Annotated in this window: 24 protein-coding genes; 11 read left to right on the plus strand and 13 right to left on the minus strand. The window is 70.7% G+C overall.

What is annotated here, in order from left to right; all coding sequences use genetic code 11:
* Positions 1 to 34 precede the first annotated feature (34 nt).
* Positions 35 to 961, plus strand: a complete 927-nt coding sequence (locus tag AB0N80_RS13285) for a heme o synthase (protein ID WP_315995856.1) — start codon at positions 35 to 37, stop codon at positions 959 to 961.
* 106 nt (positions 962 to 1067) lie between these two features.
* Here AB0N80_RS13285 and AB0N80_RS13290 read toward each other — a convergent pair whose 3' ends face one another.
* The 3 genes from AB0N80_RS13290 to AB0N80_RS13300 form a co-directional block, all read right to left on the minus strand.
* Positions 1068 to 1622 carry a GNAT family N-acetyltransferase gene (locus AB0N80_RS13290; RefSeq protein ID WP_363578961.1) on the minus strand — a complete coding sequence of 185 codons (555 nt, stop codon included), beginning with the start codon at positions 1620 to 1622 and terminating at the stop codon, positions 1068 to 1070.
* A gap of 83 nt (positions 1623 to 1705) precedes the next feature.
* The gene (locus tag AB0N80_RS13295; RefSeq protein ID WP_363578962.1) at positions 1706 to 2197 is read right to left on the minus strand and encodes a dinucleotide-utilizing enzyme; all 492 of its coding nucleotides are present in this window, start codon (positions 2195 to 2197) and stop codon (positions 1706 to 1708) included.
* Positions 2198 to 2369: 172 nt separating this feature from the next.
* Positions 2370 to 3356: a COX15/CtaA family protein gene (locus AB0N80_RS13300; protein ID WP_363578963.1), complete on the minus strand. Its 987-nt coding sequence runs from the start codon at positions 3354 to 3356 to the stop codon at positions 2370 to 2372.
* A 249-nt stretch (positions 3357 to 3605) separates the two neighbouring features.
* Here AB0N80_RS13300 and sufB point away from each other — a divergent pair, with 249 nt between their 5' ends.
* The 7 genes from sufB to AB0N80_RS13335 all read left to right on the plus strand — a co-directional run bounded on the left by sufB (position 3606) and on the right by AB0N80_RS13335 (position 10045).
* Positions 3606 to 5024 (plus strand): Fe-S cluster assembly protein SufB, encoded by a 1419-nt coding sequence (gene sufB, locus AB0N80_RS13305; RefSeq protein ID WP_315995852.1) that lies wholly within the window; start codon positions 3606 to 3608, stop codon positions 5022 to 5024.
* Positions 5025 to 6215, plus strand: a complete 1191-nt coding sequence (sufD, locus tag AB0N80_RS13310) for a Fe-S cluster assembly protein SufD (RefSeq protein ID WP_363391308.1) — start codon at positions 5025 to 5027, stop codon at positions 6213 to 6215. It abuts the gene before it with no gap.
* The gene (locus AB0N80_RS13315) at positions 6212 to 6541 is read left to right on the plus strand and encodes a non-heme iron oxygenase ferredoxin subunit (RefSeq protein ID WP_363391311.1); all 330 of its coding nucleotides are present in this window, start codon (positions 6212 to 6214) and stop codon (positions 6539 to 6541) included. The genes sufD and AB0N80_RS13315 overlap by 4 nt, the downstream gene beginning before the upstream one ends.
* Before the next feature lie 39 nt (positions 6542 to 6580).
* Positions 6581 to 7351, plus strand: coding sequence for a Fe-S cluster assembly ATPase SufC (gene sufC / locus AB0N80_RS13320; protein WP_058625386.1), 771 nt, complete (start codon positions 6581 to 6583; stop codon positions 7349 to 7351).
* A 9-nt stretch (positions 7352 to 7360) separates the two neighbouring features.
* Entirely contained in the window at positions 7361 to 7690 is a 330-nt protein-coding gene (locus tag AB0N80_RS13325) for a metal-sulfur cluster assembly factor (protein WP_013586729.1), read from the plus strand.
* Between the two features lie 136 nt (positions 7691 to 7826).
* Positions 7827 to 8990 (plus strand): aminotransferase class I/II-fold pyridoxal phosphate-dependent enzyme, encoded by a 1164-nt coding sequence (locus AB0N80_RS13330; RefSeq protein WP_363578964.1) that lies wholly within the window; start codon positions 7827 to 7829, stop codon positions 8988 to 8990.
* Positions 8991 to 9115: 125 nt separating this feature from the next.
* Positions 9116 to 10045, plus strand: coding sequence for a siderophore-interacting protein (locus tag AB0N80_RS13335; RefSeq protein ID WP_315995848.1), 930 nt, complete (start codon positions 9116 to 9118; stop codon positions 10043 to 10045).
* Between the two features lie 81 nt (positions 10046 to 10126).
* On the opposite strand, the gene AB0N80_RS13340 is transcribed toward AB0N80_RS13335, so the two are convergent.
* Genes AB0N80_RS13340 through AB0N80_RS13355 form a run of 4 tightly spaced genes read right to left on the minus strand, consistent with a single transcriptional unit; the run spans position 10127 to position 14180 of the window.
* On the minus strand, positions 10127 to 10951 hold the full coding sequence (locus AB0N80_RS13340; RefSeq protein ID WP_315995847.1) for an ABC transporter ATP-binding protein: 825 nt from the start codon (positions 10949 to 10951) through the stop codon (positions 10127 to 10129).
* 52 nt (positions 10952 to 11003) lie between these two features.
* Positions 11004 to 12080, minus strand: coding sequence for an iron chelate uptake ABC transporter family permease subunit (locus tag AB0N80_RS13345; RefSeq protein ID WP_315995846.1), 1077 nt, complete (start codon positions 12078 to 12080; stop codon positions 11004 to 11006).
* Entirely contained in the window at positions 12077 to 13123 is a 1047-nt protein-coding gene (locus AB0N80_RS13350; RefSeq protein WP_315995845.1) for an iron ABC transporter permease, read from the minus strand. The genes AB0N80_RS13345 and AB0N80_RS13350 overlap by 4 nt, the downstream gene beginning before the upstream one ends.
* A 25-nt stretch (positions 13124 to 13148) precedes the next feature.
* A complete protein-coding gene (locus AB0N80_RS13355) occupies positions 13149 to 14180 on the minus strand; it encodes an iron-siderophore ABC transporter substrate-binding protein (RefSeq protein ID WP_315995844.1) in 1032 nt (343 codons plus the stop codon).
* A gap of 269 nt (positions 14181 to 14449) precedes the next feature.
* On the opposite strand from AB0N80_RS13355, the gene AB0N80_RS13360 reads away from it, so the two are divergent.
* Entirely contained in the window at positions 14450 to 16048 is a 1599-nt protein-coding gene (locus AB0N80_RS13360) for an ABC-F family ATP-binding cassette domain-containing protein (protein ID WP_363578965.1), read from the plus strand.
* Positions 16049 to 16093: 45 nt separating this feature from the next.
* On the opposite strand, the gene AB0N80_RS13365 is transcribed toward AB0N80_RS13360, so the two are convergent.
* The 4 genes from AB0N80_RS13365 to AB0N80_RS13380 form a co-directional block, all read right to left on the minus strand.
* The gene (locus AB0N80_RS13365; RefSeq protein WP_363579392.1) at positions 16094 to 16975 is read right to left on the minus strand and encodes an SURF1 family protein; all 882 of its coding nucleotides are present in this window, start codon (positions 16973 to 16975) and stop codon (positions 16094 to 16096) included.
* A 98-nt stretch (positions 16976 to 17073) separates the two neighbouring features.
* Complete coding sequence (locus tag AB0N80_RS13370) at positions 17074 to 17355, minus strand: hypothetical protein (protein ID WP_363579405.1); 282 nt, start codon at positions 17353 to 17355, stop codon at positions 17074 to 17076.
* Complete coding sequence (locus AB0N80_RS13375) at positions 17352 to 17726, minus strand: DUF3099 domain-containing protein (protein WP_363578966.1); 375 nt, start codon at positions 17724 to 17726, stop codon at positions 17352 to 17354. The genes AB0N80_RS13370 and AB0N80_RS13375 overlap by 4 nt, the downstream gene beginning before the upstream one ends.
* Before the next feature lie 124 nt (positions 17727 to 17850).
* The gene (locus AB0N80_RS13380; protein ID WP_363391333.1) at positions 17851 to 18564 is read right to left on the minus strand and encodes a DUF4190 domain-containing protein; all 714 of its coding nucleotides are present in this window, start codon (positions 18562 to 18564) and stop codon (positions 17851 to 17853) included.
* Between the two features lie 222 nt (positions 18565 to 18786).
* On the opposite strand from AB0N80_RS13380, the gene fabG reads away from it, so the two are divergent.
* Positions 18787 to 19497 (plus strand): 3-oxoacyl-ACP reductase FabG, encoded by a 711-nt coding sequence (gene fabG, locus AB0N80_RS13385; protein ID WP_264630680.1) that lies wholly within the window; start codon positions 18787 to 18789, stop codon positions 19495 to 19497.
* 97 nt (positions 19498 to 19594) lie between these two features.
* Here the strand turns inward: fabG and AB0N80_RS13390 are convergent, their stop codons facing one another.
* Positions 19595 to 20272 (minus strand): alpha/beta hydrolase, encoded by a 678-nt coding sequence (locus AB0N80_RS13390; protein WP_363578967.1) that lies wholly within the window; start codon positions 20270 to 20272, stop codon positions 19595 to 19597.
* Positions 20273 to 20386: 114 nt separating this feature from the next.
* Positions 20387 to 21028, minus strand: coding sequence for a phosphoserine phosphatase SerB (gene serB / locus AB0N80_RS13395; RefSeq protein WP_363578968.1), 642 nt, complete (start codon positions 21026 to 21028; stop codon positions 20387 to 20389).
* A 129-nt stretch (positions 21029 to 21157) separates the two neighbouring features.
* Here serB and AB0N80_RS13400 point away from each other — a divergent pair, with 129 nt between their 5' ends.
* Positions 21158 to 21631: an S-ribosylhomocysteine lyase gene (locus AB0N80_RS13400; protein WP_315995839.1), complete on the plus strand. Its 474-nt coding sequence runs from the start codon at positions 21158 to 21160 to the stop codon at positions 21629 to 21631.
* Positions 21632 to 21637 lie beyond the last annotated feature (6 nt).

Genomic DNA, 21637 nt, shown 5'->3' on the forward strand with positions numbered 1-21637 from the left:
CGTGGTGATTACATACGCGCTACCCCGGGGGACGATGGACATCTCGACGACGTCGCACGTCATTGCGACGACCGATCGCCGCTCCGTCGGACGCACCCTCCGGGCCTACGTCGCTCTGACGAAGCCCCGCGTCCTCGAGTTGCTGCTGGTGACCACCGTTCCGGTGATGATCCTCGCGCAGGGCGGGCTGCCGAACCTCTGGCTGATCCTCGCCACCGTGATCGGCGGCTCGCTCAGCGCCGGTTCGGCGGCCGCGTTCAACATGTACCTCGACCGCGACATCGACGCGCACATGCAGCGCACGGTGAACCGACCGCTGGTCACCGGCGAGGTCTCGCCCCGGGGGGCTCTGACGTTCGCCTGGACGCTCGCGGTCTTCTCCACCGTGTGGCTGCTGGTGTTCACCAACCCGCTGGCGGCGGGCCTGTCGGCGGTCGCGATCTTCTTCTACGTCGTGATCTACACGATGATCCTCAAGCGCCGCACCGAGCAGAACATCGTGTGGGGCGGCATCGCGGGGTGCTTCCCGGTGCTCATCGGTTGGTCGGCGGTGACGGGCTCGCTCTCCTGGGCGCCGTTCATCCTGTTCGCGCTGGTGTTCCTGTGGACGCCGCCGCACTACTGGCCGCTGTCGATGAAATACGCCGCGCAGTACGACGAGGTCGACGTCCCCATGCTGGGCGCCACCCGCAGCGGTTCGCAGGTCGGCCTGCAGGTCATCCTCTACGCCTGGGCGACCGTCGCCTGTTCGCTCCTTCTCATCCCCGTCGCTTCGATGGGCCTGGTGTACAGCGTGTCGGCCCTCGTGTTCGGCGGCTGGTTCATCTACGAGTCGCACCGCCTCTACGCCCGTGCGGTGCGCGGCGGCGAGCCGCGGCCGATGCGCGTCTTCCACGCCTCGATCACCTATCTCACGCTCCTGTTCGTGGCGATCGCGGTCGATCCGCTCCTCCCGTTCTGAGCACGAGTCTTCAGGAAGCGCCCGCCCTGTCTCGGGGCGGGCGCTTCCTCGTGCGGATGCCGGGTCCTCGGCGTCATCCGCCACGTGCGACCTGCGCGCCGCGAGGTCAGAGAGCGGCGGCCACCGGGGTGGTGGCGCCCGTCAGCGGGCGGCTCATCTCGAGGAGCCCGCCGTCGTCGGGCTGCGGCTCCCGCCCGAGGACCCGCAGCTCCTCGACGCGCCCCGTGGGGACGAACCCGTTCCGCGCGTAGTACCGGCGAGCGGGCACGGCGTGCTCGGCCACCCAGAGGCGGAGGACCGTTCCGCGCGAGCCCGCCCAGCGCAGGATCGACTCGAAGAGCGCGTCGGTGACGCCGGCGGCCCTCCCTCGCGCGTCGGGTGTCACGTAGACGCCCGTGAGGACGGGCTCGGGGCCGTGGGCGTCGCCGATCTGCGCGCACATCATCCCGAGCCAGCGTCCCGTCTCGTCGTCGGTCGCCACGACGCTGGTGGTGTCGGGCTGACCGCCGCGTCGGGCTCGCATCCGCCATCCGTCTTCGGGGATGCGCAGCGTCTCGTCGACCGTCGCCGTCCAGGAGACCGGGTTGTCGGTGGCGTTCTCGAGACGGAACGTCCGCAGCTGCGGCCAGTCTTCTTCCCGCGTCGTTCGGAGGGTGAACATGTCTTCAGCGTAGGCACGCTCGTCGGCGCCCCTGGACGCGGAAGCGCCCGCCCCCGAGGGGAGCGGGCGCTTCCGGGACAGCGTCAGCGACGCGTGGCGTCGTCTCCGATGTCGAGCGTGGGCTCGTCGTGGCGGGCGGCCGCCGCGGCCGCCGGAGGAGCCGTGGCGGTCGACGGGGTCTCGACGTCGGCATCCTCCACCGCGAGGGGCGCAGCGGTCGTGGCCGGCGCGAAGGGGGCGGCGGGAGCGGTGCTCTCGGCGGCGGTCTCGTCGTCGCTGTTCCAGTCGATGGTCTCGATCGCGACGTCGGGGCGACGGGTCAGCGTGGCGGCGGCGCCCAGGGCCAGCACGAGGGCGATGCCGATCGCACCGGCGCCGAGTACGGCGGCGCCGACGACGACCCACGACTGACCGACGTAGACCTGCACGACGGTGGCGTTCGGGTCGTTGAGCACCTGCTCCATCGCATCGATCCCGTTCAGGACGATCGCGAGTCCACCGGCGATGGCGGCCAGGGAGGCGACGACGAGCACCCAGAACGGGATGCTGGTCACCAGGCGGGGGCGGGTCTTCATGGGGAGTACTCCTTGTCGTTCCGGCGCGGGGGCACCGGACTGGCGTTCCCCGACGCGGTGGCATCGGGAATGCCCGGGCTGAACCCGGAACGTCAAGGTTCTCTCACCGGTCCTGGCGGGGCCTAGGGGTCGCCGATGAATGCCCTATGAGCGTATAAGGGGGAGCGGGGCGTCAGGCGCGGGCGTCGGCGGTGGCGCGACCGCTCTCGGCCGAGGCGGCTACGACCGGGGTCTTCAGCCGCAGCACGACGACCGTCATGGTCGCCGCCGCGAGGGCCGCGAGCACCATGTGCGTCCCGACGGCGATCTCGGGGAGGCCGTTGCGCGCCTGGTAGAGGCCCACCGCGATCTGCACGAGTTCGACCGCCAGCAGCGCGGTCGCCCAGCGTCGGACGGGCAGACGGAGGCGCCAGGCGGCGACGACGACGACGAGCGTGAGGGCGAACAGGGCGTATCCGGGCCAGGCGTGCACGTGCTCCAGCACCTGCGCGTCGAAGCCGTTGCGCACCGAGGCCTCGTCGCCGGAGTGGGGACCCGCACCGGTGGTCAGCACCCCGAAGACGATGGTCAGCGCCAGCACGCCGGTGGTCGCGTGCACGAGCCCGGCGAACCAGCGGGGCACCGACAGCGTGCGGGGCCCGGCCGGCTGGTACATGCGCACCAGGAAGGCGGCGCACACGGCCACGAGCACCACCGAGGCGACGTAGTGGAAGCCGACGATGAAGGGGTTCAGGCCCGTGAGCACCGTGATACCGCCCACGACCGCCTGCGCGATGATTCCGCCGAAGACGATCAGCGACAGCACGAACAGGACGCGGCGCTCGTGACGCATGCGCCACACGAGCACGACCACGGCGAGGGCGAGGATGCCGACCAGGCCGGTGAGTGTGCGATTGCCGAACTCGATGATGCCGTGGATGCCCATCTCGGGGGTGTTCACGAGCGAATCGGGGGTGCAGCGCGGCCACGTGGGGCAGCCCAGGCCCGATCCCGTCAGACGCACGGCCCCGCCGGTGCCGATGATGAGCACCTCGGCGATGAACGACAACCACGCGAACACCTTCACCCGGCGGTCGACCCGCGTGGGCAGCCACGCGCCGAGGCGCCGCAGGACCGCGGGGACGCGGGACGGGGAGGGGGAGGACGGGGCGGAGGGCATGCGTACGGCTTCCTGGCGTCGGGGCCGTCCCGGCGTTCGGGAGAGCGGGACTGCCATGCCGGGAGCGGGTGTTGCCTGTAGAATCGAAGGGTCCGTGTGCAGCGCTCACGCGATCCGCACAACAGACAGTCTAGGCGCGCAGCCAGCGCCTTCGAGCGGGCCCACCAGCGACGAACCTGGGACTTCGACCGGAGTCCGGAATGTCGGGGCGGATGACACCGTTGAGGCCCGAGAAGGAGAGTGATCACCATGTCCGATGTCCTCATCGACCGACCAGAGCTCGAGAGCCTGGGGCAATACGAGTTCGGCTGGCACGACACCGACGCCGCGGGCGCCGTCGCGCAGCGCGGCATCAACGAGGACGTCGTGCGCGGCATCTCCTCGCTGAAGTCCGAGCCGGAGTGGATGCTGAAGACCCGTCTGAAGGGGTACCAGCTCTTCGGCAAGAAGCCCATGCCGACCTGGGGCGCCGACCTCAGCGACATCGACTTCGACAACATCAAGTACTTCGTGCGCTCGACCGAGAAGCAGGCGCAGTCGTGGGAGGACCTCCCGGAGGAGATCCGCAACACGTACGAGAAGCTCGGCATCCCCGAGGCCGAGCGTCAGCGCCTCGTCGCCGGCGTCGCCGCGCAGTACGAGTCCGAGGTGGTGTACCACCAGATCCGCGAGGACCTCGAGCAGCAGGGTGTCATCTTCATGGACACCGACACGGCGCTGCGTGAGCACCCCGAGTTCTTCGAGGAGTACTTCGGCACGGTCATCCCCGCCGGCGACAACAAGTTCGCGGCGCTGAACACCGCCGTGTGGTCGGGCGGCTCGTTCGTCTACGTCCCCAAGGGCGTGCACGTCGAGATCCCGCTGCAGGCGTATTTCCGCATCAACACCGAGAACATGGGTCAGTTCGAGCGGACGCTGATCATCGCCGACGAGGACAGCTACGTCCACTACATCGAGGGCTGCACCGCCCCGATCTACAAGAGCGACTCGCTGCACTCGGCCGTGGTCGAGATCATCGTGAAGAAGAACGCCCGCGTGCGCTACACGACGATCCAGAACTGGTCGAACAACGTCTACAACCTCGTCACCAAGCGCGCCGTCGCCCACGAGGGCGCGACCATGGAATGGGTCGACGGCAACATCGGCTCCAAGGTGACGATGAAGTACCCCTCCATCTACCTCATGGGCGAGCACGCCAAGGGCGAGACCCTGTCGGTCGCCTTCGCCGGTCCCGGTCAGCACCAGGACGCCGGCGCGAAGATGATCCACATGGCGCCGTACACGCAGTCGTCGATCGTGTCGAAGTCCATCGCCCGCGGTGGCGGTCGCGCCGGTTACCGCGGTGAGGTGCGAGTGGATGCCAATGCGCACCACTCCGCCAACACCGTGCGCTGCGATGCGCTGCTCGTCGACACGATCTCGCGTAGCGACACCTACCCCGCGATCGACATCCGCGTCGACGACGTGCAGCTCGGCCACGAGGCGACCGTCTCGAAGGTCAGCGAGGAGCAGCTGTTCTACCTGCAGTCGCGCGGCCTCCCCGAAGACGAGGCCATGGCGATGATCGTGCGCGGGTTCATCGAGCCCATCGCCCGCGAGCTCCCGATGGAGTACGCGCTCGAACTCAACAAGCTCATCGAGATGGGCATGGAAGGCAGTGTTGGTTAAGTGACGACTGCGACCGAAACTCCCGCAGCCGCCGAGGGTCACATCGACCCGGCAGCCCTCGTGGCATCCGTCGTCCCGGTGCAGACGCGCTCGGAGCGGAAGACCTCGTTCGACCCGGCCGACTTCGGCACCCCCACGGGCCGCGAGGTCAACTGGAAGCTCAGCCCGATCGACCGGCTCGCGCCGCTCTTCGTCGACGAGGCAGGTCCGACCGGCGTCATCACCGTCGACGTCGAGGCGCCGGCCGCGGTCGAGCAGCTGCGCCTCGCCGCGGGCGACGCCCCGCGCGGCGAGCACTTCCGCCCGGAGGACCTCCCTGCCGCCCTCGCGTGGACGCACGAGGCCGAGGCGCCTCTGCTGCGGATCCCCGCGAACGTCGAGCTCGACGAGCCCGTCGTGGTGCGTCTGACCGGCACCGGCGGCCTCGCGCACGCTCATGTCGTCATCGAGGCGCAGCCGAACTCGCGCGGCACCGTCGTGCTGCGACACGAGGGCACCGCGACCCACGCGCAGAACGTCGAGATCATCGTGCGCGACGGAGCCGACCTCACCGTCGTCTCGGTGCAGCGGTGGGACGACGACGCGGTGCACGCGGCATCCCACCAGGCGCGCGTCGACCGCGACGCCAAGCTCACGCACGTCGTGGTGAGCTTCGGCGGCGGCGTCGTGCGCGTGAACCCCTCGGTCGAGCTCTCGGGCCCCGGCGCCGAGGGGCGTCTGTACGGCCTGTCGTTCTCCGACGCCGGTCAGCACCTCGAGTCGCAGGTGTACCTGCACCACAAGGGCCCGCACACCGTCGGCGACGTGCTCTATAAGGGCGCGTTGCAGGGGGAGAGCGCCCGGAGCGTCTGGATCGGCGACGTGCTGATCGGACCGGATGCCACGGGCACCGACTCCTACGAAGCCAACCGCAACCTCGTGCTCACCGACGGCGCGCGCGCGGATTCGATCCCGAACCTCGAGATCGAGACGGGCGACATCCAGGGCGCCGGCCACGCCAGCGCCACGGGTCGTTTCGACGACGAGCAGCTGTTCTACCTGCAGGCCCGCGGCATCGCCGAGGACGAGGCGCGCCGCCTGGTCGTGCTCGGCTTCCTCAGCGAGATCGTGCAGCGCATCGGCATCCCCGAGCTCGAGACCGAGCTCATCGAGGCGATCGAGCACGAGCTGGCCGAGGGGACCGCCGCGTGAGCGCGTCGCGCGTCTGCGCCCTGAGTGATCTCGTGCAGGACGAGGCGCGTCGCGTCGAGATCGACGGTGTCGCGATGGCCGTCGTGCTCGACGGCAACGGCGACGTGCACGCGATCGGAGACGTCTGCACGCACGGCGACATCTCGCTGTCCGACGGTTTCGTCGAGGGCGAGACGCTGGAGTGCTGGGCTCACGGCTCGGCGTTCTCGCTGAAGACCGGCCGTCCGCTGAACCTTCCGGCCTACGAGCCGGTTCCCGTGTACGAGGTCGTGATCGACGGAGACGACGTGCTCATCGATCCGTCCGTCACCAAGGCGACGGCCTGAGCCGCGCCGACACCAGAGACTTTACGAGTAAGGAACACCATGTCTGTCCTCGAGATCCGCGACCTCCACGTGACGGTCGAGACGGAGAACGGTACGACCCCGATCCTCAACGGCGTGACGCTGACCATGCGCACCGGTGAGACCCACGCCATCATGGGCCCCAACGGCTCCGGCAAGTCGACCCTGGCGTACACGATCGCCGGTCACCCCAAGTACACCGTCACGAGCGGCTCGATCACGCTCGACGGTGAGGACGTGCTCGAGATGAGCGTCGACGAGCGCGCTCGCGCCGGTCTCTTCCTGGCGATGCAGTACCCCGTCGAGATCCCCGGCGTCACGGTCACCAACTTCCTGCGCACGGCCAAGACGGCCATCGACGGCGAGGCGCCGGCGATCCGCAGCTGGACCAAGGACGTCAAGGGCGCCATGGAGAACCTGCGCATGGACGCGAAGTTCGCCTCGCGCAACGTCAACGAGGGCTTCTCCGGCGGCGAGAAGAAGCGCCACGAGATCCTCCAGCTCGAGCTGCTCAAGCCGAAGATCGCGGTGCTCGACGAGACCGACTCGGGCCTCGACGTCGACGCGCTGAAGATCGTGTCGGAGGGCGTGAACCGCGCGAAGGAGCAGACCGACCTCGGTGTGCTGCTCATCACGCACTACACGCGCATCCTGCGCTACATCCGTCCCGACTTCGTGCACGTGGTGGTCAAGGGCCGCATCGTCGAAGAGGGCGGCCCCGAGCTCGCCGACCGACTCGAGGAAGAGGGCTACGACCGCTTCCTCGAGGCCGGTACGCCGATCGACGCGTAAGATCGTTACATGACCGCAACCCTCGCTCCCGAGAAGTACGACGAGGTCACCGAGGCCCTGAAAGACGTCATGGACCCCGAACTGGGGATCAACGTCGTCGACCTCGGCCTCATCTACGACCTCGCGTGGGACGACGAGAACGACGCGCTCGTCATCCACATGACCCTCACCTCGGCCGGGTGCCCCCTGACCGACGTGCTCGAAGAGCAGACGGCTCAGGCCCTCGACAACGTGGTGGACCGCTTCCGCATCAACTGGGTGTGGATGCCGCCGTGGGGCCCCGAGCGGATCACCGACGACGGCCGCGACATGATGCGCGCCCTCGGTTTCGCGATCTGAGACCCGACTCTCGAACGCCCATCCCTTCGGGGGTGGGCGTTCGTCGTCGCGGCCCTTCGTCGTTGCCGGCCTGCGCCGTGTGTCGTCGTCTGACGCGCGCGCTGCGGGCCCTCGGGGCCGTCGTTAGGCTTTTCGCATGAGCGTCACCCCCCTGCAGGCCCTGCCCCTGGACCTCCTCCGTCAGCGCTCCAGCACGAAGTGGCGCTCGTACGGCGACGACGTCATCCCCATGTTCGTCGCCGAGACCGACTTCCCGCTCGCCCCTGCGATCACCGCGGCGCTGCAGCGTGCGGTCGAGATCGGCGACACCGGGTACACGCCGCCCCGCCCCGGCATCGATCTCGATTTCGCCGCCTACGCCCACCGGCGGTGGGGCTGGACGATCGATCCGGCACGCGTGCGCTGGACGGGGGACGTGATGATGGGCGTGGTCGAGGTGCTCCGCGCGGTGACGTCGCCGGGCGACCGCGTCGTCGTGACGCCACCGGTGTACCCGCCGTTCTACGACACGGTCGAGGAGGCCGGGGCCGTCGTGGAGCGCGTCCCCCTCGTCGACGACGGGGAGCGATGGAGCCTCGACCTCGGCGGGATCGAGGACGCTCTGGCATCCGGGGCCCGCGCGGTGCTGCTGTGCAACCCGCACAATCCCACGGGCACGGTGCACACGCGCGACAGCTTGGCCGCGCTCGCACGGCTCGCCCAGCGGTACGGCGCGAGCGTCGTCAGCGACGAGATCCACGCGCCGCTGACGCACGCGCCGGCGGCGTTCACCCCGTTCCTGGATGCCGGGCCGGAGGCCGCCGCGGTCGGGTATGCGGTGACGAGCGCGAGCAAGACCTACAACCTCGCCGGGCTCAAGTGCGCGGTCATCGTCACCGGGGCGGAGGAGACCGCGCAGGTCGTGCGCGCGCTGCCGTGGGAGGTCGAATGGCGCGCGGGTCTGTTCGGCGTGATCGCCAACCGGGCGGCGTTCGCGGCGGAGAGCGACCCCTGGCTCGACTCCCTGCTGGCGGCTCTCGACGAGAACCGACGACTGCTCGCCGACCTGCTCGCCGAGCACCTCCCGCTGGCCCGCTACCGTGTTCCCGAGGCCGGCTTCCTCGCGTGGGTCGACGTGTCGGCCTACGGGTGGGGCGACAATCCCGCGCCCTTCCTCCGCCGCGAGGCCAAGGTCGCGTTGCACCACGGCCCGCTGTTCGGCACGGAGGGGATCGGCCACGTGCGCATCAACGTCGGGTGCGCGCCGGAGGTGCTGCGCGAAGCGATCGAACGCGTCGGGGCGCTGGTGCCGCGGCCCTGACGGCGGCGGGCGTCGTGCACGCAGGCCCCGCCCCGGGGCGCCGCGTCGGGCAGTGGTCGTCCACCGGCGAGGCTTCCGGGGCAGCGCGCCTGGCATCCGAGGATAGGTAAGGATATCCTTATCGGGTGAAGACCGCCACGCGCCCCGCTTACCGTCCGTACGTCGCCGTGGTGAAGTCCGCCCGCCGCCTGTCGCCCCACTTCGCCCGCATCACCTTCACCTCTCCGGATTTCGAGGTCTTCGGCATCGATCGGCGCGACCAGCGCGTGAAGATCGTCCTCCCCGGCGCCGACGGTCGCCTCTGCGACATCGGGCAACACGACCCCGAGGCCATCGACAACGGCGAGTGGTACACGCGGTGGCGCGACCTGCCGGAGGACGAGCGGATGCCGTTCCGCACCTACACCGTGCGGCGCATCGATCCCGCGGCGCTCGAGCTCGACATCGACTTCGTGCTGCACCACGACGCCGGCCCCGCCGGTGCCTGGGCGGAGTCGGCGATAGCGGGTGACAGCATCCTGGTCGTCGGTCCCGATGCGCGCAGCGACGATTCCGCGCAGGGCATCGACTTCCACCCGGGGACGGCGCAGCGTCTGCTGCTCGCGGGTGACGAAACGGCGGCGCCGGCGATCTGCGCGATTCTCGAGGGACTCGGTCCCGGCTTCGTCGTCGACGCCTTCGTGGAGGTGCCGACGGTCGACGACGCGCTCTCCGTCGGCCCGGGCGCCCTGCCCGTCACCTGGCTCGCCCGCGACGACCGCCCGCACGGCGAGGCCTTGATCGAGGCGGTCGAGGCGTGGGCCGCGGGATCCCGGGCGGTGCTGGAGCGCGCCGCCGCGCCGCGCCCGCAGGAGCTCGAAGACATCGACCTCGACGTCGACCTGCTGTGGGACAGCCCGGCAGACGGCGAAGGGGAGTTCTACGCATGGATCGCGGGGGAGTCGCAGACGGTGAAGACCCTGCGACGGTTGCTCGTCCAGGGGCACGGCGTCGATCGCAAGCGCGTGGCGTTCATGGGGTACTGGCGCGAGGGCCAGGTCGAGCGGACCGCCTAGGCGACCCGTACGAAAGGGCCCGGACGGGGATGCCGTCCGGGCCCTTTCGCGCGCGCGAACCCGCGTCCGCGTCCCGTCGCGTCAGCGCGAGGGCGTCGCGGTCTCGTGCAGGGTGTGGTGGCGCCCGATCGGCACGATCATCGGGCGGCCCGTGAGGGGATCGGGGACGACGCGACTGCGCAGCCCGAAGACCTCCTGCACGGTGGCTTCGGTGAGCACCTCGGCCGGGTCGCCCGCGGCGACGATACGCCCCTCCGCCATCGCGACGAGGTGGTCGGCGTACCGCGCGGCGAGGTTGAGGTCGTGCAGCACCATCGCGACGGTGGTCCCGCGTTCGCGGTTGAGGTCGGTGAGCAGGTCGAGCACGTCGATCTGGTGGCTGATGTCGAGGAAGGTCGTCGGTTCGTCCAGCAGCAGGACATCGGTCTCCTGCGCGAGGGCCATTGCGATCCACACGCGTTGACGCTGTCCGCCGCTGAGCTGATCGACGTGCCGGTCGGCGAGGTGAGCGGTGTCGGTGGCGTCGAGCGCGCGCGCGACGGCGTCGTCGTCGGCGCGCGTCCAGCGGGACAGCGCGCCCTGGTGCGGGTGGCGACCGCGACTGACGAGGTCGGACACCGCGATGCCGTCGGGAGCGACCGGTGACTGGGGGAGCAGCCCCAGCACGCGCGCGACCTGCTTCGTCGGCATCCGATGGATCGCCTTCCCGTCCAGCAGCACCTGGCCGGTGGTCGGGGAGAGCAGACGGGCCATGGCCTTCAGCAGCGTCGACTTGCCGCACGCGTTGGCGCCGACGATGGCCGTCACCTTTCCCGGCGGGAGGGAGAGGTCGAGCGCGTCGACGATCGTGCGGTCTCCGTATCCGAGGGTGACGCCCTCGGCGGTCAGGCTGCGCTCGACGGTCATCGTGACGTTCCTTCCACGCGGGAGAGGGGAGGGACCGGCTGTCCAGGGAGAGTCATAGCGACGTTCCTTCGGATCGGCTGCTGCGGACGAGCAGGAAGATGAGGTACGGCGCGCCGAGCACGCCGGTGATGACGCCGACCGGAAGGCGGGTGCCGAAGGCGTACTGCGCGGCGAAGTCGGCGACGAGCACCAGCAGGGCGCCGACGAGACCCGCGGGCACGATCGGTGAGCCCACCGGACCGAGCAGGCGCACCGCGATGGGACCGGCCAGGAACGACACGAACGCGATGGGGCCCGCCGCCGCCGTTCCGAAGGCGAGGAGCCCGACCGCGGCGACGATCAACAGCAGGCGGCTGCGCTCGACGGGGAGCCCGATCGCCGCGGCGGTGTCGTCGCCCATGCGCAGGATCTCGAGGCGCCCGGAGAGGATGACCAGCACCGGGCCGAGCACGACGACCGCGAAGAGCACCGGCAGGGCGCGGTCCCAGGTGGCGTCGTTCAGATTGCCGGTGATCCAGCGCATCGCGGCGGGGAGATCGTATTGAGCGGCGCGCGCGATGACGTACGAGACCACGGCCTGGCACATGGCGGCCACGCCGATGCCGATGAGGATGAGGCGCGCCCCCGAGCTGCCGTCGCGGTAGGCGAGGAGGTAGATGATCAGCGCGGCCGCGAGAGCCGCGGCCATGGCCAGGAACGACACCGCCGTCTCGCCGAGGCCCAGCACGACGATGCCGATCACCGCGGCGGCGCTGGCGCCGGTGTTGATGCCGATGACGTCGGGACTCGCGAGCGCGTTGCGCAGCATCGTCTGGAACACGACGCCGCCCATGCCGAAGCACAGGCCGGTCAGCAGTCCGGTCATCGCGCGCGGAAGGCGCAGCTCGCCGACGGTGAATGAGGCTCCCGCGACGCGCTGGCCGGTCAGGACGCCCCAGACCTCCGCCGGGGAGTAGAAGGTCTGCCCGAGCATGAGGCTGAGCACGAACGCCACGACGACGAGAGCGGCGAGCGTGCCGGTGACGGCCGCCCAGCGGCGGCGGCGACGACGTCGACCGGATGAGACGGATGCCAGGGTGTCGGGCGCGGCGGGCGGCAGAGCACCGGGGTGGGTCAGGGACGCGCTCACAGGGCCCTCATCTTCTGTCGGCGGACGAGGGCGATGAAGAACGGGGCGCCGACGAGCGCGGTGACGATGCCGACCTCGATCTCCTCGGGGCGGGCGACGACGCGTCCGACCACGTCGGCGAGGGTGAGCAGGGTCGCCCCGCCCAGCGCCGAGACGGGGAGCAGCCATCGGTGGTCGACGCCGACGATGAGGCGGAGCATGTGCGGGACGACGAGCCCGACGAAACCGATGGGGCCGGCCACCGCGGTCGCGGCGCCGCACAGGACGACGGCGCCGCCGGTGGCGATGAGGCGGGCGGTGCGCACGCGGGCTCCGAGGCCGGTGGCGAGCTCGTCGCCCAGCGCGAGGGTGTTGAGGGCGGGGGCGGAGCCCAGGCAGACGAGGAGCCCGACGAGAAGGAACGGCGCGACCTGGCCGATGGTCTCGAAGGTCGCGCCCCCGACGCCGCCGATCTGCCAGAACCGGAACACGTTCAGCACATCGGTGCGCGGAAGCAGGATCGCACTCGTGAGCGAGCTGAACGCCACGGCGGTGACCGCGCCGGCGAGTGCCAGGCGCAGGGGCGTGGCGCCTCCGCGTCCGAGTGAACCGATCGCGTAGACGAGGACGGCGGCGGCACCGGCTCCGAGCATGCCGATCCAGATGTACATCGAGGGCGAGCTCAGGCCGAAGAAGGCGATGCCCGTGACGATGGCGAGCCCCGCGCCGCCGTTGATCCCGAGGATCTGCGGATCGGCGAGGGGGTTTCGGGTGGCGCCCTGCAGGACGGTGCCCGACACGGCGAGGGCGGCGCCCACGAGGATCGCGAGGACGGTGCGCGGGATGCGCTTGGCGACAGCCGCGCTGGAGGCGGTGTCGGTGGAGCCGCCGAGGCCGGCCCAGACGTCGGCGGCCGTGACGTCGCGCGCGCCGAAGGTGACGGACAGGATCACCGCGACGACGAGGAGCACGACGAGAGCGGTGACACCGACGACGCGTCGCCGCCCCCAGTGACGCACGGGTGCGCCGCCGGGGGCGGTGACGGTCGGAGCGAGAGCGGTCATCGCGCCGACGGACGGAGGACCTGCATCAGGACGCGGCCTTCTCGGCGGCCGCGCCCACCAGTGCGATGTAGTCGTCGCCGTAGGTCGTGCCGATGTTGAGCGGGGTCGGGGTGATGGCCGACGACAGGGTCGACCCGCTCTCGATCACGGCGATCGCGCCGTTCTGCACGGCGGGCACCTTCGACAGCAGCGGGTCGGCCTGCATCGCCGCGATCATGTCGTCGCTGCCGTACGCGACCATCAGGTCGACGTCGGAGAACTTCTCGATCTGTTCGGTGCTGGGCGTGAACCAGAACGTCTCCGACGCGGAGGACTCCTCGGACACGTACGACGAGGGAGCGAGGCCGAGCTCCTGCAGGTATCCCATGCGCGGGTCGAGCGTGCTGTAGAAGCCGAGCGTCGACAGGTTCGTCGGGTCGAAGTACGTCAGCAGCGACTTCTTGTCCGCGAGGGCGGGGAACTTCGCCGCCTCGGTGCTGATGTGCTGCTCCTTCTCGGCGACGAGCGCGTCGGCCTCGTCCTTCAGTCCGAGCGCGGTGCCGTCGAGGGCCGTCATCTCCTGCCAGGTCGTGCCCCAGGCGACACCCTGATAGGTGACCACCGGTGCGATCTTGCTCAGCGTGTCGTACTGCTCCTGCGTCATACCCGAGTAGGCGGCCAGGATGACGTCGGGCTGGGCGTCGGCGATGGCTTCGTAGTCGTAGCCGTTCGACTCGTCCATGAGAACGGGCGTCTCCGCGCCGAGCTCGGCCAGCTTGTCCTTCGTCCAGGGGAGGAGTCCGTCGCCGTCCTCGTCGCCGTAGATGATCTTGGGCATCGCGACCGGGACGACCCCGAGGGCCAGTGCGACGTCCTGGTTGCCCCAGTCGACGGTGACGACGCGCTCGGGCTTGGCGTCGATCGTGGTTTCGCCGAAGACGTTCTCGATCGTGACGGGGAATCCGGCATCCCCGGACGCGGCTTGCTCCTCGCCCGGGGCGGCGGAGGTACCGGCGCAGCCGGTGAGGACGAGGGCGGAACCGACGGCGAGGGCCGCCAGAGCGCGGAATCGGGACACGAAGAGCCTCCTGCGTGTTAGGTAAGGATAGGCTTAGTTTAGGTCAGGCGTCGGGTGAGATTGCAAACCCGGATGCCGATCGCCCGGGCCGTCGTCTCGACGCCGAGACAACGGCATCCGGGGCGTTCGACGACCCTCGGTGTCGGTGATCCGCTCGCGCAGACCGCGGAGGAGCAGCGTTGTCGGCGGGCTCGCACGAGGTGCGCCGTATACTGGGTGGCTGGCCTCTCTCGGCCACTCACCCTTCCCCGACTGAACGGACGTTCGCTGTGCTCGCCGTGCACGACCTCGAGATCCGCGTGGGCGCCCGCGTGCTCATGTCCGACGTGGCGTTCCGCGTCTCCGACGGCGACAAGATCGGCCTCGTCGGGCGCAACGGTGCCGGCAAGACCACCCTCACCAAGGTGCTCGCCGGCGATCTGCTGCCGTCGAACGGTGGCGTCGACCGCTCGGGTGAGCTGGGCTATCTCCCGCAGGACTCGCGCTCGGGCGACCCCGAGATGCTCGCGCGCACGCGCATCCTCGACGCGCGCGGTCTCGGCTCGCTCGCTCTCGGCATGCACGAGGCCTCGATGGCGATGGGCGACGACGATGCCGCGGTGGCCGCCAAGGCGATGAAGAAGTACGCGCGCCTCACCGAGCAGTTCGAGGCCGCCGGCGGGTATGCGGCGGAGGCCGAAGCGGCATCCATCGCCCACAACCTCTCGCTTCCCGACCGCATCCTCGACCAGCCGCTGAAGACCCTCTCGGGTGGTCAGCGGCGCCGCATCGAGCTCGCGCGCATCCTGTTCTCGGACGCGCAGACGATGATCCTCGACGAGCCGACCAACCACCTCGACGCCGACAGCGTCGTGTGGCTGCGCGAGTTCCTCAAGGGGTACAAGGGCGGCCTCATCGTCATCTCGCACGACGTCGAACTCGTCGGCGAGACCGTGAACCGCGTGTTCTACCTCGACGCCAACCGCCAGGTCATCGACGTCTACAACATGAACTGGAAGAACTACCTGCGCCAGCGGGTGGCCGACGAGGAGCGCCGCAAGAAGGAGCGCGCCAACGTCGAGAAGAAGGCCACGGCGCTGCAGCTGCAGGCTGCCCGGTTCGGCGCGAAGGCCTCGAAGGCCGCGGCCGCGCACCAGATGGTCGCGCGCGCCGAGAAGATGCTGTCGGGCCTCGACGACGTGCGCCAGGACGAACGGGTCGCCAAGCTCCGCTTCCCCAAGCCCGCGCCGTGCGGCAAGACGCCGCTCATGGCCTCAGGCCTGTCGAAGTCGTACGGGTCGCTGGAGATCTTCACCGACGTCGACCTCGCGATCGACCGCGGCTCGCGCGTCGTCATCCTGGGACTCAACGGTGCGGGAAAGACGACCCTGCTGCGCATCCTCGCGGGCGTCGACCAGCCCGACACCGGGCAGCTCGAGCCCGGCCACGGCCTGAAGATCGGCTACTACGCGCAGGAGCACGAGAACCTCGACGTCAACCGCTCGGTGCTCGAGAACATGATGTCGTCGGCGCCGCACATCACGGCGACCGAGGCGCGCAAGGTGCTGGGGTCGTTCCTGTTCGTCGGCGACGACGTGCTGAAGCCCGCGGGCGTCCTCTCGGGCGGCGAGAAAACGCGTCTCTCGCTCGCGACGCTCGTCGTCTCGTCGGCGAACATGCTGCTGCTCGACGAGCCCACCAACAACCTCGACCCCGCCTCGCGCGAGGAGATCCTCGGCGCTCTCGCGCACTACGAGGGCGCCGTCGTTCTCGTCTCGCACGACGAGGGTGCCGTCGAAGCGCTCAACCCCGAGCGCGTGCTCATTCTGCCCGACGGCGTGGAAGACATCTGGGGCCGCGACTACGCGGACCTCATCACGCTCGCCTGAGAGGAGTTGATCCCGGATGCCGTGACCTGCGGCATCCGCTCGCGCTCAACGGGCGTCGAGCAGGGCGTCCTCGTCGTCGGCGTCGCGGTCCTTCGGGCGCTTGCGCGAGCGGTGGAGGGCCACGGGGTCGACGCGGCGTCGATCGGGCGTCGCCGCCGAGGTCGCCGCTGAGGGGACGCTCTCGGGAAGCTCGTCGTCGTCGGCTTCCTCCCGGCGGAGCTTGCGCTCGTTGATGATGACGTACGTGATGAAGCCGAAGCCCATGACGGCGAAGAGGATCCACTGGATCGCGTACGACAGGTAGGGTCCCGGATCGTTGCTCGGCGGATCGATGGGCAGGGGGGCCGTGGCCGGGGCGGGGGACTCCGACATGAGAAGGCCGTACGCGCCCTGCTCGAGTGGTCCCGTCTGCGCGGCGACGAGCCCGAGGTTGATCGTCGGCACCTGACCGGCCTCCGCGGTGCGGCCCGACGTCGGTGCCGCCTCGCCGGGGCGAAGGCGCACTTCCACGACCACGTTCCCGGACGGCGGGGCGGGGATCTCGTCGGGATCGGCCTGGCGATTGCCGGGAGGGAGCCAGCCGCGGTCGACGAGGAAGACGCGTCCGTCGGTCAGACGGAAGGGGACGAGCTGCTCGTAGGCGGCCGAGCCCCCGTGCGCGCGGTTGCGGACCAGGAGCTGCTCGTCGGCGAGGTACTGCCCCTCCAAGCGCACGGGGCGCCACTCGTCGGACGGGGTGAGGTCGGCACCGGGGGCGAGGAGGTCGCCGAGGGCGACGGCGGGCGCGTCGTAGTTGTCGGCGACGAGCTGCAGCTGCTCGCTGCGCTCCGCGTTGCGGGAGAACTGCCAGTTCGAGAGGAAGGCGCACGCGATGGCGAAGACGATCGCGACGCCGACGTACATCGCCCAGCGGGCGAAGGCGGGCATCTCGCGGGCGCTCACGCGGACGCTCCGTCCTCGCGCGCGTCCCGCGCGCTCACTCCGGGTCGTGCAGCCACGTCATCCAGCGTACGTCGCACGGGCGCTCAGACCGATTCGGCCGCGAGCGCAGCGACCTCGACGGGGAAGTCGCGCGCGGTGAGGAACTCCCGCAGGTAGGCGACGTGCTCGTCGCACGCGACCCAGATCTTGCGGCGGTCGGCGCTGTGGATCCGCGGATTGCGCCACCGGATCGCCCACCTGGCGGTGTCGCGGCATCCGGCCCGGGAGCACTCGGCGGCCGCGTCGCCGAGGGGCGCGTCGCCGAGGGGCGCGTCGGCGAGGGGAGAGTCGCCGGCGGGCGCGTCGCTCTCGGGCGCGTCGCTCACGGGCGTTCGTCGCGGGGCGCGCCGAGGCGCGGGGTCTCGGCGATGCGGATGACGACGGGGCCGTCGGGCGCGGCTGCGGCAGGAGCGGGTGCGGGGCGGGGCGCCTCGATCGCGCGCTCGGGGCTGGTCGCCGTGGTGTCGGCCGCGTCCTGACCGACGTTGGCGACGATGACCGCGAGGTAGGGGAGGAAGATGGCGCCCGCCGCGAAGACGAAGGTGTACCAGCCGTAGGGCGTGACGACGGCCATCGCGATGAAGCACGCGATGCGGATCCCCATCATCACCATGTATTTGGCGAAACGGCTGTCGGCGTCCTCCCGGGGAGCCTTGGGGAGCGACGTCGCTGACTGGGCGGCGCGGTTGGTCTTCACAGTGGTCTCAGGGTACGCCCGCGCGGACGGGGGTCGGCGCGTTCGAGCGATGGTCTTCTCGATGTCATGGCAAGCGAAGGCGGAACGTCGGAGGATCCATCGCGCCGAACACGGACGCGAGCGGTCAGACGCCGTAGCGCGAGCCGGACGACCCGGCGGTGACCGCGACCAGGATGACGAAGCCGATGACGATCAGCGCTCCGAGCCCGAGGCTGATGTAGCCGATCAGCAGACCCGCGAGGCCCATGCCGCGTCCGCGCTCGCCCGACGCCTTGATCTGCTTGAGCGAGATGTGCCCGGTGACGATGCCCACGATCTGCCCGATGACGGGGATGACGAAGATCCCGACGAGGGATGCCACGAGGGACACGATCGCGAGGGGGTTCGTGCGGGTGGGCGCGGTGCCGTACCCGTACGAGGCCGTTCCGTACGCCGACCCGCCGTAGGCCGGGGCGCCGTACGCGGGAGCGCCGTACGCGGGGGCGCCGTACGTGGAGCTCGCGGTGCCGGTGGTGTCGTAGGGCGGGGTGGCGGGCTCGCCGGACGCGGCAGCGGAGTACCCGGGAGTGCCGGAGGGCGCCGCACCGTACGCGGGGGCGGCGGCGTCGGGGGTGTCGTACGAGGCGGCCGGGGCGGACTCGACGTACGCCGAAGCCGTGTCGTGTGCCGGGGTGTCCACGTCGGTACGGCTCTCATCCGCATCCGTGCGCGGGGTCGCGTCGCGGTCCGACGCGTCGTCGCGCGGCGCGTACGGCGATCCCGACGGGTCGGGAACGGGCGTGCCGGCCCCCGTCGCCTGCTCGGGCTGGTTCGGGGCGGGGGTGCGGTCGTCGCTCACGGTGATCCCTTTCGTCGCGCTCCATCCAGCGTTTCAGCGGCGCTCGGCCCGTGTCAAACCCCGCGACGCTGCCGGCACGACGGCGCGGCGCCGCCGGCAACACGGCGCGGTCGGGGCCGCGGCTGTCGGGGAGAGGGCGCGCGGTCGACGCGCGACGCTGTCGACAGGGCGCTGTCGATAGGCTGAGGCGGTTCCGTCTCTCGCAAGCCCAGGAGTTCCGCCATGTCTCAGGACCGCGTCGTCGTCGTCACCGGAGGGAACCGGGGGATCGGTCGCGCCATCGCCGAACGCTTCGTCGCCGAGGGGTGGAAGGTCGCCGTCACCGCCCGCTCGGGCGAGGGCCCCGAGGGGACGTTGACCGTGCGCGCCGACGTGACGGACGCGGCAGCCGTCGACGCCGCCTTCTCGCAGGTCGAGGCCGAGCTCGGTCCGATCGCGGTGGTCGTGGCGAACGCCGGCGTCACCAAGGACACGCTGCTGCTGCGCATGAGCGAGGACGATTTCGACAGCGTCGTCTCCACCAACCTCGGTGGGGCGTTCCGCGTCGTCAAGCGCGCGTCGAAGGGCATGCTGAAGGCGCGCTGGGGCCGCGTCATCCTGATCTCCAGCGTCGTGGGGCTCTACGGCTCGGCCGGGCAGATCAACTACGCCGCGTCGAAGAGCGCGCTCGTCGGCTTCGCCCGCTCGCTCACCCGCGAGCTCGGCGGCCGCGGGATCACGGCGAACGTCGTCGCTCCCGGCTTCATCGAGACCGACATGACGGCGGAGCTGCCCGCCGACACGCAGGCGGAGTACAAGAAGAACATCCCCGCGGGTCGGTTCGCCTCGCCCGACGAGGTCGCGGGCGTCGTCACCTGGCTGGCCGGGGACGATGCGGCCTACATCTCGGGCGCCGTCATCCCGGTCGACGGCGGCCTGGGCATGGGGCACTGACCGTCCGCACCCAGCCGGATGCCCCTCGCGCGGCGCCCCTGAGAGACGCAGCGCGACCGTGCTCACCGCACGGCGGTGAGGTGCTGCGTGACCGTGCTCACCGCACGGCGGCGGCGAGGTGCTGTGCGAATCGTTCGGGCTGCGAGAACTGCGGCCAGTGGCCGGAGTCGAGGTGCACCACTTCTGTATCGCGTAGGCGGGCGAACTCCCGCGCGAAGGCGTCCCAGTCGGCGAGCATGCGCGGAAGCGTCTCGGCGTCGAGGCGGCCGGAGAGCACCGTGACGGGGATGTCGTAGCGACGCTCGTCGGTGAGGGTCAGGGACGAACTCGGCACGCGCCCGGGCACGTCGACCACCTGCGCGGCCGTGCGGCGGCGGGTGTCGTCGTCGAGGTCGGAGACGTCGTCGTCGTCGAAGAACTCCCACCCCGGGAAGGGGACGACGCCGTCTTCGACCGGGAACTCCGAGATCATCGCGCCCGGTGGCGGGACGACGGTGTCGACGAGCACGATCCGTCGGACGCGCTCGGGGCGACGATCGGCGGCCCCCCACACGACGTTGCCGCCGCCGGAGTGGCCGACGAGGACCACCGGGGCGTCGAGCCGGTCGATCTCGGAGACCACCGCGTCGAGCCAGTCGTCGACGACGAGGTCGCCGACGGCCGGACCGGGCAGGGTGAGGGGAAGCGGGCGGTGGCCCGCGCGGCGGAGCGCGGGCAGCACCGCATCCCACGACGACGCATCGAGCCAGAGACCGGGTACGAGGATGACGTCCATGACGGCAGCGTAGGACGCCCCTCCGACGTCGGCCAGGGGCGGCGTCGGCGCGGGGTCACGGCACGACGTCTCGCGGCCCGCGGTGCGGGGGATGCCCCTCGGATGCCGTTGCGCTCAGCGGGGGAGGACGGCGATGACCTGCGCCAGGTCGACGTCGCCCACGACGAGGTCGGCGCGCTCGCGCACGGCGGGCTTGGCGTTGAAGGCGAGACCGAGGCCCGCGACCTTCATCATCTCCAGGTCGTTCGCGCCGTCGCCGATCGCGAACGTCAGTCGCAGGGGGACGCCGTGCTCGTCGGCCCAGCGGCGGAGCGTCTCGGCCTTGGCGGTGGCATCCACGATCTCGCCGTCGACCTCGCCGGTGAGCGCACCGTCGGCTGCGACGAGACGGTTCGCGCGCCAGACGTCGACGCCCAGGCCGGGGGCGACGGTGTCGAGCACCTCGTGGAAGCCGCCCGAGACGACACCGACCACGCCACCCCGCTCGTGCACGGCGGCGATGAGGTCGTGCACACCCGGGGTCGGTTCGATGCGGGCGACCGCCCGGGGGAACGCGTCGGTCGACACGCCCGCGAGCGCCTTGACACGGGAGCGGAGGCTCGTGGCGAAGTCCACCTCGCCGCGCATGGCCGCTTCGGTGGCGGCGGCGACCTCGTCGCCGCGACCCGCCTCGTCGGCGAGGAGTTCGATGACCTCGTTGCGGATGAGGGTCGAATCGGCATCCAGCACGACGAGGAAGCGAGCGGTCGAAGTCACGCGCTCGACCCTAGCGCGTGGCGTAGCGGCCCGCGGGCGCCGGCTGTCGCACGGCGTCACGGTCGGGTCCGGCCACGGACGGCGGCCGTAGGCTGGAAGCTTCCGCCGCCTCCTGAGAAGGGACCTCCCATGGCCGACGTCGAAAGCTTCACCCTGGACCACACCGCCGTGCTGGCGCCCTACGTCCGCCTGATCGGCACGGAGTCGGGCCCCCGCGGCGACGTCATCAGCAACTTCGATCTGCGTCTCGTGCAGCCCAACGAGCAGGAGATCCCGACCGGCGGCCTGCACACCATCGAGCACCTGCTCGCGAGCCTCGTCCGCGACCGCATCGACGGTCTCATCGACATCTCGCCCTTCGGCTGCCGCACCGGCTTCCACGTGATCATGTGGGGCGAGCCCGACGTGGAGGCGCTGGCGAGCGCCATCACCGACTCGCTGCGGGCCATCGCCGACGACGTCACGTGGGACGACGTCCCCGGGACCGACGCCTTCAGCTGCGGCAACTACCGCGACCACAGCCTCCACAGTGCGCGCGAGTGGTCGAAGGCCGTGCTCGAGAAGGGCATCTCGCGCGACGCGTTCGCGCGCGTCGGCGTCTGAGAGACC

Source organism: Microbacterium sp. NPDC089188 (assembly GCF_040685155.1).
Taxonomy (GTDB): domain Bacteria; phylum Actinomycetota; class Actinomycetes; order Actinomycetales; family Microbacteriaceae; genus Microbacterium; species Microbacterium galbum.